Genomic DNA, 13,340 nt, shown 5'->3' on the forward strand with positions numbered 1-13,340 from the left:
GAGTTGAAAAGTATGTCCAAGAAAAAGAAAGAAGAAGAGCGCGCTTGGAAAGCACGTAAAGAAAATCAAAAACCACATGGAAAAGTGAAAGCTTTTGCTGAATTAGTTGAAGGAACAGAAAAAACGTGATGAGTATTTCATCACGTTTTTTGTATGAGTGGAAAAGTTAATAAGAAGGTTGTACCTGTACCTTTTTCACTTATAATATCAATTTTTCCGTTCATAGCTTGCACAACACTGAATACGACCATCATTCCAAGACCAGTACCTTTTTCTTTCGTTGAGTAGAAAGGGGACCCAAGTCGTTTTACTTGTTCTTGATCCATGCCAACTCCTGTATCTTTTATATATAATTGAATATGCTTATGATCAGGAACTAATGTGAAATAAAGGTCACCGCCTTTTGGCATGGCCTCAATGCAGTTTTTTAAAATATTTAACAAACATTGATTTAGTTTTTGTTTTTCTCCCGCGATAAAAAAAGAAGTGCTTTGCTTTATATAATGTGTACGCACATTTGTTAAATTAGCAAGCGGTGTAATTAGCGATAATGCATGTAATAGTTCGTCTTCTAACTGTAATCTTTGTTCTTTTTCAATACTTGGTTTTGCAAAGGTTAAATAATCTGTAAGAACGTGGTTTGCTTGTTCGATTCCGTTGATAGCTATGTCGATATATAATTTTCGCTCTTGCTCAGTGCATGTATCTGATTGTAAAAGTTGCAAAAATCCTTTTGTTGAAGTTAATGGGTTGCGAATTTCATGAGAGATAGATGCTGCCATTTCACCAATTAAATGAAATTTTTCAGCATTCATAAGTTCATTTTGTAGACGGACTTGAGTTTGTAATATGTGTAGTAAATATAAAATAAGGATTGTACCAAGTATCGTACATAACTCATACACAATAATATGTGGTATATAATCAGCCTTGTTTGTAACCTTTGAAAGGAAGAAAGGTATCCAACTAAATCCGTATGTCAAACTGTAGATAATAGCAAGTATTATTTTTATACGATTAGAAGTTCGATTGAAAAATTTGTATGTAAATAGTAGAACAATATATAGGAGGATAGAACCGATAAGCGATGGGAAAACACCTATTCCTCCTAATAAAAAGCGATATATATTTAATACAACTAATATTGATCCACCAGCAATAGGACCTCCGGTTAATGTACCGACAACTAATACGATATGACGCATATCAAATTGAAACCCATAATTTGTTTTTGCTGCGAAAGTGATACATAGTATAGTAACGAGGCAGCATAATACAATAAATATAGCTGAATTTAATTTAGGAGAGCGTTTCCCTTTTTGATTCCAAAATAAATGGTATACGAGCATTGTAACAAGGATGAATAATATATTTAGAAAGAGATAAATAATAAAGGATTTCAGTGGGATGCCTCCTCTCTTCTTATATTAAATTAATCATACTATAAAATGAAAGAAATGAAATGAGAAATAGCGGAAAAATCAGAAATTTTTTCTGGTAGTATACAATATGTTACAATAAGCTTTGTCAATGAAAGAAGGAATTCCGTGCAATACGCGGGAGAGGTTCGCGAACTCCCTCTATAAAAAACTATGGAAACAACAATATCTCTAGGTATTGTTTTGTTTTTTTATTGTGACAGTTCAAGAACGTTCTTTCTTCTTATTCGTAGTAGAGAAGGAGAATGAGTGAAATGAAAAAAGAAAAGGCAGTTGTTGTTTTTAGTGGAGGACAAGATAGTACGACGTGTTTATTTTGGGCAATAGAGCAGTTTGCAGAAGTAGAGGCTGTAACGTTTAATTACAATCAACGTCACAAGCTAGAAATTGATTGTGCAGCGGAAATTGCAAAAGAGCTAGGAATTAAACATACAGTACTAGATATGAGTCTATTAAATCAACTTGCTCCAAATGCGTTAACGAGAACGGATATGGAGATTACACATGAAGAAGGTGAATTGCCATCGACGTTTGTAGATGGACGAAATTTACTATTCTTATCATTTGCTGCTGTATTAGCAAAACAAGTTGGAGCACGTCATATTGTAACGGGTGTATGTGAAACTGATTTTAGTGGTTATCCAGATTGCCGTGACGTGTTTGTGAAATCGTTAAACGTTACTTTAAATTTATCTATGGATTATCCGTTTGTAATTCATACACCACTTATGTGGATTGATAAAGCGGAAACATGGAAATTATCAGATGAACTTGGAGCATTCGAGTTTGTTCGAGAAAAAACATTAACATGTTATAACGGAATCATTGGTGATGGTTGCGGTGAATGTCCAGCATGTCAACTTCGTAAAGCAGGATTAGATACGTACCTACAAGAACGCGAAGGAGCGAGTAACTAATGGAGAATTTCTTTGGATTTCGCATCGTAGAAAATTTGCAAAAAATGGACAAGGATATTCAGCGTAAACAGCTCAAATATCATAATAAACGAGTAATGGTCAGCAAGGAATTTACTTTTGATGCAGCACACCATTTACACTGTTATGAAGGAAAATGTAAAAACTTACATGGTCACACATATAAAGTGGTATTTGGGATTAGTGGATATGTAAATGAAATAGGTCTTGCAATTGACTTTGGAGATATAAAAGAAATTTGGAAGAATGAAATAGAAATTTATTTAGACCATCGTTATTTAAACGAAACGTTACCAGCGATGAATACAACTGCTGAAAATATGGTCGTTTGGATTTATGAAAAGATGGCAGAAGCGTTAACAAAAGATAATCGTGTGAACGAATATAAAGGAGCTCGTGTTGAATTTGTTCGTCTATTTGAGACTCCGACTAGTTATGCAGAAGTAAGACGGGAGTGGATGCTCGATGAGTAAAATCCCTGTCTTAGAAATATTTGGTCCGACTATTCAAGGTGAAGGAATGGTTGTAGGACAAAAGACGATGTTTATCCGTACAGCTGGCTGTGATTATAGCTGCGCTTGGTGTGATTCTGCTTTTACGTGGGATGGATCTGCTAAAGATCAAATTAGACAGATGACAGCAGAAGACGTTTGGCATGAGCTTGTAGAAATTGGTGGCGAAAATTTTTCTCATGTTACGATTTCAGGTGGAAATCCGGCATTGCTGAAAAATATTGAGTTTCTTCTTTCTATATTAAAAGAGAACGGAATGCGAACGGCAATCGAAACGCAAGGGAGCAAATGGCAAGATTGGTTACTTGAAATTGATGAAATAACGATTTCTCCAAAACCACCGAGTTCGACGATGAATACTGATTTTCAGAAGTTAGATGATGTGATTCAGAAGCTAGCAGGAAAAGACATTAGCTTAAAGGTAGTAGTATTTGACGATTATGACTTTGAGTATGCAGTTAAGATGCACGAACGTTATCCAGATGTACCATTTTTCTTACAAGTAGGAAATGATGATACAAAAACTGTGGATGATGCGATGTTGATTAAAAAGCTATTAGATAAGTATGAGTGGCTTATTGAAAAAGCGGTTAACTGCAAAGAAATGAATAATGCAAAAGTATTGCCGCAGCTTCATGCGTTAGTATGGGGAAATAAACGCGGAGTATAATGAGAAGGGATGTTTAAAATGGCAGGAAGATTAGATGAAGATTTAAAAGATGTAACATTATTAGGAAATCAAAATACAAAATATTTATTTGAATATAGCCCAGAAATTTTAGAGGTTTTTGATAATAATCATCCAAACCGTGATTATTTTGTAAAATTCAATTGTCCTGAATTTACAAGCTTATGTCCGAAAACAGGCCAACCAGATTTTGCGACAATTTATATTAGCTACATTCCAGAACAAAGAATGGTAGAAAGTAAATCTTTAAAGCTATATTTATTTAGTTTCCGCAATCATGGTGACTTCCACGAAGATTGCATGAACGTTATTATGAATGACTTAATTAAATTAATGGATCCACGTTACATTGAGGTATGGGGTAAATTCACACCACGTGGAGGGATTTCAATTGATCCTTACTGCAACTACGGTCGCCCAGGAACGAAGTATGAACAAATGGCTGACTACCGCATGATGAACCATGATCTATATCCAGAAACAATTGATAATCGTTAATATATAATAGAAAGAAAGGATCTGTATAACATACAGATCCTTTCTTTCTATTATATTATGCATTTTGATTAATGACAGTATAGTTTTTATGACTTACAACTGTAAGAGGTTCCATATCTAGTTCTCTAAAATTTTCCATAATTGTTATATCTACAATAACGGAGTTTTGATTTACTTTTTGAACACGGCCTTGCATTCCACCTTTAAATTCAATGATATCTCCAGTTTCTGCGATCTGCATAAGCAACTCTCCTTGTTACAGTTTTCCCAAAAAAGAATAATTTTGGTTTTTTTATTTCCTCTTATTTTGAACCATATTGTCCACTTTGTAAATGTTTCCAAAGTAAAAATTCGAAAAATATTCACTTTTTGTAAGAAAATATGCAAAAATGTCATGTTATTAGAAAAAAAGAAAGGTTTAAATGCAGACATCTTTATATAGGGGTATAATAAAAATGGACAATAACCTACTAAAGTGGGAGAAATTAGAGGCGGTAAAATGATGTTTGAATTTGTGGGGAGTGTTATAGCATTAACTTTATTTGTATTTTCTTATATAAATTTAAAAAAGATTCGTCATCATGAAACGACTACATATTTTGATGGGATGGATGGGATACATGCTTCGATTTCACATGAGATTGGCGGGGATATGTAAAGGTGTACACCTTTCTTTTTTGCGTGGTATGATATTAAAAAATAGTACATAATAGAGTTCATAAGTGATGAATGGAGAGTGGAAAGAATGAAGATTTCTTTTATTCGTCATGGTCGCTTAAATCGTACTATAGAACCAATGACGGTTACATCCTTTCATGAATGGATGAAAGGATATGACTTACATACTATAACAGAAAAAGCACCTATACCAATGGAAACAAGAGAAGCGGTTGAGGCAGCCAAATTGATTGTATCAAGTGATCAAAGGTGTGCTATACAATCAGCAGCTGAATTAGTGGATTCTTTATCTTTTATCCAAAATTCTCTTTTTAGGGAAGCTGAAATTCCGACGAGTTTTTATGCTCCAAAATGGTTGAAGTGTAAACCTAACGTATGGATGTTTATCGGACGAACAGTATGGATACTTGGTTACCATAAAGATGTTGAGTCTTATAAGGAAGCAAGAGAGAGGGCAAAGCAAGCGGCTTACGTATTACACCGTTACGCTCTCGTACATGGAAGTGTTGCTCTTGTAGGTCATAATTATGTGAATGTAATGATTGGTGCGGAACTGAGAGCGATAGGATGGTCTGGTACGCCTATTTTGCACAGAGAGCCATGGGGATGTACAACATATACGTTCCACGAAGCGATGAATGGAAATGTATTGAATACGAATTTAACATAAAAGCACACGATTTATATAAATCGTGTGCTTTTTTTAAGATATAGAAATTTTGATGTTTAATGGCTTTATGAGATGTGCATAAGGTTCGCCTACAAGCATGACGATTTGATCTTTTTTATAACCTAGTTTTTCGTATAGTGAATAGGCGCGTTTGTTTTCTAAATTAACAAGTAATGCGATTTTTTCATACTCCTTTTCAGTTGCATGGATTTCAGCAGCTTCAATTAATTTAGAACCAATTCCTTTTCCGCCATGTGCACTTGAAACGGATAAAGTATCAATGTAATATTCATCAAGCTCGGCTTCTTTTTCTAACGTAATCGATTCATCTTTATGTAATTCTCTTAAGTGACGTACAATTGGTTCATCAAGCTTTGTTGCTTCACTACCGTGATAAGCGACAATAACTCCAACTGCACCCCCGTCTTGCTCATATACAAAACAGTTTTCATAGCTCAGTCGATTTCTCTCTTTTGAGAACCATGTTTCAAGTCCTAGTAATACTTCTGTCTCAACTGTGCTACCTGTAATTTTTTCAGCAATTTCGTGCAGAGCGTTATATAATAAAGGCGCTACTAGCTTCGCGTCTGTCTTTTTTGCTTTCCGAATCATAGTATCCCTCCTAGTTCTATTTATATATTGTAGCATAGTGGTATGGAACTTTGCATAATGGAATGATGAAATGATTGATATAGAGAAGTAGCTATGTTAGTATATGATATTTAGTGGACATATACTAAAGAGATCTTTTTTGAAAAATAATGAAAATGAAATAAAGGTATAGTACCTGGATAATTTTACAGTTGTTGACTTATAAAATATACGATAAAATAAAATATTGCATAGAGGTGAAATACATGGATAAAGAATTAGCAAATACAATTTTGGATCAGCTGAAAAATGGTGAAATAAAGGAGTATGTTGTTACGAAAGATGTATTTTATACGTTCAGAGAAGTTTTAGTAAGTCGAGAAGACTTTAAACATTTCATTGGTAACGCACAGCGCGGCGGACAAGTAATTTATACATATTCAGAAACGCCACGTTCGTAACTAGAAGAATATAGGGAGGAGAATTATGGGCGATTTTAAACAAGGCATATTACCGCATTGGGATTATATGTGGAAAGATAGAGCCGGTAATAGGTTTATGGGGATGGTCATGTATCCAGAGAAGCGAAAGTGTTCGGCAAAAATGCTTCAGAAAATAAAAAGAGCATATGAAGAGGCTGTAGAAATTAAAGTAACGGTACAAGTTCAACATACATATCAGTACGTAGAAGGAATGATTGTATACTTTGATGAAGAAGCTCCAGTATGTACAATGATTGATAAAGATGAAAATCCGCATCATATATTTGTAAAAGATATTTTGCGTATTGAGCACTCTGCATAATCTTTTCATAAATAAGTTGAATTTCCATAATAATAATCTTTTTCTATAATAATTATCTTTTAGTATGTAACGCGAACCGAAAGTATATGTATAATATTTAATAAAGTAAAACTGATAAATGTAATCGTTTTTTAGAACAGATTATCGTTTCATGTCTGTTCTTTTTTGCGTGATGCTGGAGAAATATATTCCTCCAGCATTTGCCGTTTTATGACAAAATATATTGTTAACTTTTTTTAAAATAAGGTTAAATTCGTTGACAACTTTTTTGAAAAGCACTTTATTGACATGAGTTTTAGAATGTTGTTTCATAGTCATTGTATTGAAAAAAATCGACTGTCTTGTCGAAAAGTAAAAGTTAAAAAAAGAAAGAATTTATACATATATCTTGTGTCTTATTTTGAAACGTAATACAATATATAGAGAAATCAAGAAAGAACATACAGAGAGTATAGATTGAAAAGGGAGGGTCGGAAATGTTAGTTGCATATGATTCTATGACAGGAAACGTGAAGCGTTTCATTCACAAATTAAATATGCCGGCCGTTCAAATTGGTGAAGATCTAGTAATAGATGAAGACTTTATTTTAATTACGTATACAACAGGTTTTGGCAATGTACCAGAACGTGTTTTAGAATTTTTAGAGCGCAATAATGAAAAATTAAAAGGCGTATCTGCAAGTGGCAATCGTAACTGGGGAGACATGTTCGGTGCAAGTGCTGACAAAATTTCTGCTAAATATGAAGTGCCTATTGTATCAAAATTTGAGTTATCAGGAACAAATAACGATGTAGAATATTTTAAGGAAAGGGTGCGGGAGATTGCGACACATTGAACTGAATAATGAAATCACGCAAATGCAGGACGGTTTTTATCAGCTTCATAAAGATAAAGAGGCATTAGAAGTCTTTATGGAAGAAGCTAGAGAGAATACCGTTCATTTTAATAGCGTGGCAGAGCGAATGGAGTATATGAAAGAACATGATTACTATTACAACGTTCTGGACGAGTATAACTTGGAGGAAGTAGAAGAGGTATATAACATCGCTTATGGTGAAAACTTCGAGTTCCAATCTTATATGGCAGCATCTAAGTTCTACAAAGATTATGCGTTAAAAACAAATGATCAAAAACAATACTTAGAAAGCTATGAAGATCGTGTAGCAATTGTGTCATTATACTTAGGACGCGGTGATGTTGCGAAGGCAAAACAATTCGCAAGCATGATTGTCAAACAAAACTACCAACCAGCGACACCAACCTTTTTAAATGCGGGAAGAAGCAGAAGAGGAGAAATGGTGTCTTGTTTCTTGTTAGAGATGGATGATAGCTTAAATTCAATCGGCTTTAACATTAATACTGCAATGCAATTATCAAAAATCGGCGGAGGAGTAGCTTTAAACTTATCTAAGCTACGCGCACGTGGTGAGCAAATTAAAGGTATCGACAATGCTGCAAGTGGTGTAGTACCTGTTATGAAGTTACTTGAAGATTCGTTTTCATATGCGAATCAGCTTGGCCAACGAAAAGGTGCCGGCGCAGTATACTTAAACATTTTCCATTGGGATATTATTGAATTCCTGGATTAATTGGTAGTCCCTCTACACAGTAATGTGTATGAGAAAACCTTGTGAACCTAACCAATAGGGTGTCGCATTAGCGGCTAACGGTATCAGTTGAATAAGGGGTAAAAGAAAAAGAACCCGCGAAGAAGCTGACTAAGAGAGCCTACGGTCCATGCAAGTGGATAGCAGGTAATACCGTGCCAAGCTTGAAAGAAATATTACTTGGGTGAAGTGGAATCTTATATTCACCGGAGGCGAGATTCCATGACCTGTGGAATTTATTTGATAATTAATAAGGAAAACAGGAAGTTTTATATTGGTAGTTCTAATAATCTCCCTAATTATCAATACTTTCAAGAAGGTGTAGAGACTATCGAACGCGCGTCATTAGACGAAAGCTAGTAGAGTAGGCTGGAAATAGGTACCAGTCGAAGTGCAAGGCAACCAGTTACAGGTTGATGATATAGTCCAACCTTCATAGAAATATGAAGACGAGTTGACCAAAAAAATAAATGCCGATGAGAAGAGCCGTATTCAGTCTCTATCAATCGGAATTATCGTTCCAAGTAAGTTCTTTGAGCTTGCTGAGAAAAACGAACCTTTCCATGTTTTCGCGCCTTATACGGTGTATAAAGAATACGGAAAGCATTTAGATGACATTGATATCGATGAAATGTACGATGAATTAATGAGCAATCCAAAAGTGAAGAAGAAGCCGCTAGATATTAGTGCACGTGATATGCTTATTAAAATTGCTATGATTCAGCTTGAGTCTGGTTATCCGTACTTAATGTTTAAATCAAATGCAAATAACCAACATCCATTGAAGGATATTGGAACTGTGAAGATGTCCAACTTGTGTACAGAAATCTTCCAGCTACAAGAAACTTCTGAAATTAACGATTACGGTACAGATGACATTATTCGTCGTGATATTAACTGTAACTTAGGATCTTTAAACATTGTAAACGTAATGGAAAATAAAGAAATTCGTGAAGCAGTTCATGCGGGGATGGAAGCTTTAACAGCTGTTTCTGATATGACGATCATTCCGAATGCACCAACTGTGAAAAAAGCAAATGATGAGCTTCATTCAGTTGGGCTTGGTGCAATGAACTTACACGGATATTTAGCAAAAAATAAAATCGCTTATGAAAGTGCAGAAGCGAAAGAGTTCGCTCGTACATTCTTTATGATGTTAAATTACTACTCTATTGAGAAAAGTATGGAAATCGCTAAAGAAAAAGGCGAAACATTTAAAGACTTCGATAAATCTGATTATGCGAATGGGACATACTTTGAAAAGTATGAAACGACAGATTACAGCCCAGTAACTGAAAAAGTTCAGCAATTATTTGAAGGAATTCATATTCCAACAAAAGAAGATTGGACAAGTTTAAAAGAGCAAGTGCAGAAGAATGGTTTATACAACTCATATCGTCTTGCTATCGCTCCCACACAATCAATCAGTTACGTTCAAAATGCAACTTCAAGCGTAATGCCGATTGTAAGTCAAATCGAATCAAGAACGTATGCGAATGCGACAACATATTATCCAATGCCGTATTTATCAAAAGATACGTTCTGGTACTATAAATCTTCTTACGATATGAATCAGTTTAAATTAATTGATTTAATCGCAGAAATTCAAGAACATATTGACCAAGGTATTAGTACAATTCTTTACGTTAATAGTGATATTTCAACACGTGAATTAGCACGTTATTACATCTATGCACATAAAAAAGGCTTAAAGAGTCTGTATTATACGAGAACACGTAAATTAAGCGTGGAAGAGTGTGTGGCTTGTACTGTTTAATATAAAAAGCGAGACATGATGAGCAGGGTTTTCTGAACCCTGCTCATGCTTAGTTATCATATTTAGAGAAGGGGCGATTGAATGCGTGCGGTAAACTGGAACAAAAAAGAAGATGATTTTAGTTTAATGTTTTGGAAGCAAAACATCGCTCAGTTTTGGACAGAAGAAGAAATCGCGGTGTCTTCTGACAAAAATACTTGGGTGCAATTATCGAAAGAAGAGCAAATTGCTTATAAGCGTGTATTAGGTGGTTTAACACTTTTAGATACGAAACAAGGCGGCGAAGGGATGCCACTTGTACTTGTTCATCTTGAAAATTTACAAGCGAAAAGTGTATTAGCTTTCATGGGTGCTATGGAAGAAGTACATGCCAAGAGTTACAGTCATATCTTTACAACATTAGCTACTGAAGAAGAAATCGATGAGATTTTTGACTGGGTAGATACTCATCCGTTACTTGAGAAAAAGGCTGGTATTATTACAAGTTACTATCGTCGTTTATTAAAACCTGAAGTGACGAAAAAAGAGTTATACATGGCAATGGTAGCAAGTGTGTTCTTAGAAAGTTACTTATTCTATAGTGGATTCTTCTATCCACTTTACTTAGCTGGTCAAGGAAAACTAACGGCAAGTGGTGAGATTATTAACTTAATAATTCGTGATGAGTCCATTCACGGCGTATTCGTCGGTATTTTAGCACAACAAATCTTCGCGGAACTTTCTGCAGAAGATCAACAAGAAGTGCAAAAAGAAACGCAAGAGTTATTAATGGAACTATATGAAATTGAAATGGCATACACAGAAGAAATTTACACTTCTATCGGTCTTGTAGAAGATGTAAATCGTTTCGTTCGTTACAATGCGAATAAAGGACTTATGAACTTAGGACTTGAGCCAAAGTTTGAAGAAGAAGAAATTAACCCAATCGTTTTAAATGGTTTACGTACAGATACGAAAAACCATGATTTCTTCTCTGTAAAAGGAAATGGTTACGTAAAAGCAACGAATGTTGAAAAGTTATCTGATGATGACTTTGTGTTTAATTTTTAATATATGATTATAAAGAAAAGCTGTCTTATTCATTAATAAGACAGCTTTTCTTTATAATTTTGTTTACATAACACTATTATTTTTGTATAACGATTTTTGTTTGGAAAGTTCTATCCGGCTAATGGATAGAACTTTTTTTGTAATTAAATGGGTATTTACAATCTTTTTGTATCAGTGTATTATTTAACTAGTACACCGATACAAAAGGAGGGAAGAAATGAAAATAGAGTTTTCTCCAAATACACCAATTTATATTCAGGTAATGGAATACATAAAAAAAGAAATCGTAACAGGATATTTATTGCCTGGTGATAAAATTCCCTCTGTACGTGAATTAGCAAGTGAATTACAAGTAAATCCAAATACGATTCAGCGTACATTTCAAGAGCTAGAACGGGATGGAGTTGTTGTAACACGTAGAGGAATGGGACGATATGTAACGAATGAAGGGGAGAAAATTATGGAGCTACGAAAAGAGATGGCGAAAGAATTACTTCACTCTTTTATAGATGGAATGGGCAATTTAGGTTTTTCAGAAGAAGAAATTCTTACAATCCTTCGTTCTTCATTACATGAGAAAAGGGAGGAGAGCGAATGACAGAGTTATTAAAAATAGAAAACTTATGGAAGAGATACGGGTTAAAAGCAGTGATTCGTGACTTAAACATAGAGATTACGGAAGGGAAAATTATAGGGCTTGTTGGAGATAACGGGAGCGGGAAAACGACGTTATTGAAAATGATTGCTGGTCTGCAGCACCCTTCTGAAGGTAGCATTACAATCGCTGGTCAAAAGGTAGGATTAGAAACGAAAGAAATTGTTTCTTTTATGTCGGATAAACCAGTATTTGATGATTGGATGACGGTAAAAGATTTTTTATTTTTCTACCGAGATTTTTATAAAGACTTCGATATTCAAAAAGCGGTAGATACGGTTGCGGAATTTAAAATACCGTTAGAAGAAAAAATTACAGCTTTATCAAAAGGGATGGTTGAAAAGCTACAAATTATTTTAACATTTTCGAGGAAAGCGAAGTTATACGTGCTAGATGAACCACTGGGCGGAATTGATCTCGTTTCTAGGGAACACGTATTGGAACTTATTTTACAGTTTTATCGCGAAGATTGTACCATTTTAATTGCAACGCATTTAATTGGAGAAGTGGAAAACATTTTTGACGAAGTAATCTTTTTAAAAGATGGTGAAAGTGTACTTCATGAAAATGTAGAGGAGTTACGCTTTCAGCGAGGAAAAGCTGTTACGGATTTGTTTAAGGAGGTGTTTAGTAGATGAAGGCCAGTTTAATATATATGTACAATGCGAATAAAAAACAAATTTTTATTTCGTTATTGTCATTCATATTTATTGTAGCTGTCGCTTTTGTAAGTATGGGGAATTATATTAAACAAGAATCAGGAGAAGTAAGGCAAATGATTATTATTGCTTTAGTATTCTTAGTTTATATGATTTTTGCAGTATTAGTATTTCTGCAGGCGATATCTGCGTTCGGGAAAATGACCGAAAGTACATTATTTCGATTAACACCGATATCTGGTAAAAAAATTATTTTAGCAATATTGTCATATGCGGCAATTAGCTTTATGTGTTTTGAAGTAATAGGTACTATGTTTGTCTATAGTATTTCGATGAAAGTAATAAAAGGTACAGAACTCTATGGAATGTTATTTACGGAAAGTACAATTGAGCTAGATATAGTAAAACAATTATTTAGTAGTGTGTTATATGTATTTAATTTATCAAGTATATTGTTAGTTTTACTTTTTACAGTAGCTGGTGTGAAAGTATTTTCTTTGAAAAAGAAAAAAATGGAGTATGTAATTATTTTCTTCTTATTTTTACTAGTAACGAAAGTAATCAACCTGATATATGAAATGCTGGGTCGACTTGCGCCTACACCTAATTTTATTAAAAAATCAGTTTATATAGATGAATCAGTGGATATAAATCTCATACTATATCCAGAAAGTCTTATGAATTTATATAGTATTACTTTTTCAATCAGTATATTTGTTTTACTTGTTTATATAACAGGTCGCATAATCGATAAAAAATTAGAAGTCTAAAGGAGG

At 34.2% G+C, this 13,340-nt stretch carries 18 protein-coding genes, 2 pseudogenes and 1 riboswitch; of the genes and pseudogenes, 17 read left to right on the forward strand and 3 right to left on the reverse strand.

The window, feature by feature from the left end; all coding sequences use genetic code 11:
• Window positions 1-12 precede the first annotated feature (12 nt).
• Entirely contained in the window at window positions 13-129 is a 117-nt protein-coding gene (locus Q9B79_RS14160) for a DUF6254 family protein (RefSeq protein WP_000038254.1), read from the forward strand.
• A gap of 11 nt (window positions 130-140) precedes the next feature.
• Here Q9B79_RS14160 and kinB read toward each other — a convergent pair whose 3' ends face one another.
• On the reverse strand, window positions 141-1,349 hold the full coding sequence (kinB, locus tag Q9B79_RS14165) for a sporulation sensor histidine kinase KinB (protein WP_306185212.1): 1,209 nt from the start codon (window positions 1,347-1,349) through the stop codon (window positions 141-143).
• 207 nt (window positions 1,350-1,556) lie between these two features.
• Window positions 1,557-1,600: riboswitch (PreQ1 riboswitch) on the forward strand.
• A 93-nt stretch (window positions 1,601-1,693) separates the two neighbouring features.
• Between kinB and queC the strand changes: the two genes are divergently transcribed.
• From queC to queF, 4 genes are read left to right on the forward strand one after another with little or no spacing between them, the layout of a single operon-like run.
• Window positions 1,694-2,356: a 7-cyano-7-deazaguanine synthase QueC gene (queC, locus tag Q9B79_RS14170; protein ID WP_000711596.1), complete on the forward strand. Its 663-nt coding sequence runs from the start codon at window positions 1,694-1,696 to the stop codon at window positions 2,354-2,356.
• Window positions 2,356-2,847 carry a 6-carboxytetrahydropterin synthase QueD gene (gene queD / locus Q9B79_RS14175; RefSeq protein ID WP_098669890.1) on the forward strand — a complete coding sequence of 164 codons (492 nt, stop codon included), beginning with the start codon at window positions 2,356-2,358 and terminating at the stop codon, window positions 2,845-2,847. The genes queC and queD overlap by 1 nt, the downstream gene beginning before the upstream one ends.
• The gene (gene queE / locus Q9B79_RS14180; RefSeq protein ID WP_306185215.1) at window positions 2,840-3,556 is read left to right on the forward strand and encodes a 7-carboxy-7-deazaguanine synthase QueE; all 717 of its coding nucleotides are present in this window, start codon (window positions 2,840-2,842) and stop codon (window positions 3,554-3,556) included. Before queD ends, queE begins: the two co-directional genes overlap by 8 nt.
• Window positions 3,557-3,574: 18 nt before the next feature.
• Window positions 3,575-4,072: a preQ(1) synthase gene (queF, locus tag Q9B79_RS14185; RefSeq protein WP_000918895.1), complete on the forward strand. Its 498-nt coding sequence runs from the start codon at window positions 3,575-3,577 to the stop codon at window positions 4,070-4,072.
• A gap of 55 nt (window positions 4,073-4,127) precedes the next feature.
• Here the strand turns inward: queF and Q9B79_RS14190 are convergent, their stop codons facing one another.
• The gene (locus Q9B79_RS14190; RefSeq protein ID WP_001165081.1) at window positions 4,128-4,313 is read right to left on the reverse strand and encodes a YkvS family protein; all 186 of its coding nucleotides are present in this window, start codon (window positions 4,311-4,313) and stop codon (window positions 4,128-4,130) included.
• Between the two features lie 234 nt (window positions 4,314-4,547).
• On the opposite strand from Q9B79_RS14190, the gene Q9B79_RS14195 reads away from it, so the two are divergent.
• Window positions 4,548-4,730, forward strand: a complete 183-nt coding sequence (locus tag Q9B79_RS14195; RefSeq protein ID WP_306185219.1) for a hypothetical protein — start codon at window positions 4,548-4,550, stop codon at window positions 4,728-4,730.
• Window positions 4,731-4,817: 87 nt separating this feature from the next.
• Window positions 4,818-5,420, forward strand: coding sequence for a histidine phosphatase family protein (locus Q9B79_RS14200; protein ID WP_098669893.1), 603 nt, complete (start codon window positions 4,818-4,820; stop codon window positions 5,418-5,420).
• Window positions 5,421-5,453: 33 nt separating this feature from the next.
• Here the strand turns inward: Q9B79_RS14200 and Q9B79_RS14205 are convergent, their stop codons facing one another.
• On the reverse strand, window positions 5,454-6,032 hold the full coding sequence (locus tag Q9B79_RS14205) for a GNAT family N-acetyltransferase (RefSeq protein ID WP_098669894.1): 579 nt from the start codon (window positions 6,030-6,032) through the stop codon (window positions 5,454-5,456).
• A gap of 245 nt (window positions 6,033-6,277) precedes the next feature.
• Here Q9B79_RS14205 and Q9B79_RS14210 point away from each other — a divergent pair, with 245 nt between their 5' ends.
• From Q9B79_RS14210 to Q9B79_RS14255, 10 genes and pseudogenes are all read left to right on the forward strand, one after another.
• Entirely contained in the window at window positions 6,278-6,472 is a 195-nt protein-coding gene (locus tag Q9B79_RS14210) for an abortive phage infection protein (RefSeq protein WP_071758925.1), read from the forward strand.
• Window positions 6,473-6,497: 25 nt separating this feature from the next.
• The gene (locus tag Q9B79_RS14215; protein WP_098344482.1) at window positions 6,498-6,815 is read left to right on the forward strand and encodes a hypothetical protein; all 318 of its coding nucleotides are present in this window, start codon (window positions 6,498-6,500) and stop codon (window positions 6,813-6,815) included.
• A gap of 476 nt (window positions 6,816-7,291) precedes the next feature.
• Window positions 7,292-7,651 carry a class Ib ribonucleoside-diphosphate reductase assembly flavoprotein NrdI gene (gene nrdI, locus Q9B79_RS14220; protein WP_000959450.1) on the forward strand — a complete coding sequence of 120 codons (360 nt, stop codon included), beginning with the start codon at window positions 7,292-7,294 and terminating at the stop codon, window positions 7,649-7,651.
• A pseudogene (locus Q9B79_RS14225) lies at window positions 7,638-8,402 on the forward strand (ribonucleoside-diphosphate reductase subunit alpha); the annotation flags it as partial. The gene nrdI and the pseudogene Q9B79_RS14225, both read left to right, overlap by 14 nt.
• Window positions 8,403-8,645: 243 nt before the next feature.
• Window positions 8,646-8,783: a GIY-YIG nuclease family protein gene (locus tag Q9B79_RS14230; protein ID WP_372339547.1), complete on the forward strand. Its 138-nt coding sequence runs from the start codon at window positions 8,646-8,648 to the stop codon at window positions 8,781-8,783.
• Window positions 8,784-8,880: 97 nt separating this feature from the next.
• A pseudogene (locus tag Q9B79_RS14235) lies at window positions 8,881-10,200 on the forward strand (ribonucleoside-diphosphate reductase subunit alpha); the annotation flags it as partial.
• Window positions 10,201-10,281: 81 nt separating this feature from the next.
• Window positions 10,282-11,250, forward strand: a complete 969-nt coding sequence (nrdF, locus tag Q9B79_RS14240; protein WP_001203038.1) for a class 1b ribonucleoside-diphosphate reductase subunit beta — start codon at window positions 10,282-10,284, stop codon at window positions 11,248-11,250.
• Window positions 11,251-11,467: 217 nt separating this feature from the next.
• Window positions 11,468-11,848, forward strand: a complete 381-nt coding sequence (locus Q9B79_RS14245) for a GntR family transcriptional regulator (protein ID WP_306185228.1) — start codon at window positions 11,468-11,470, stop codon at window positions 11,846-11,848.
• A complete protein-coding gene (locus tag Q9B79_RS14250; RefSeq protein ID WP_306185230.1) occupies window positions 11,845-12,543 on the forward strand; it encodes an ABC transporter ATP-binding protein in 699 nt (232 codons plus the stop codon). The genes Q9B79_RS14245 and Q9B79_RS14250 overlap by 4 nt, the downstream gene beginning before the upstream one ends.
• Entirely contained in the window at window positions 12,540-13,334 is a 795-nt protein-coding gene (locus Q9B79_RS14255; protein ID WP_306185232.1) for an ABC transporter permease, read from the forward strand. The genes Q9B79_RS14250 and Q9B79_RS14255 overlap by 4 nt, the downstream gene beginning before the upstream one ends.
• The last annotated feature ends 6 nt before the right edge of the window (window positions 13,335-13,340 follow it).

Origin of the sequence: Bacillus sp. MHSD_36 (assembly GCF_030757775.1) — a bacterium.
Taxonomy (GTDB): Bacteria; Bacillota; Bacilli; order Bacillales; family Bacillaceae_G; genus Bacillus_A.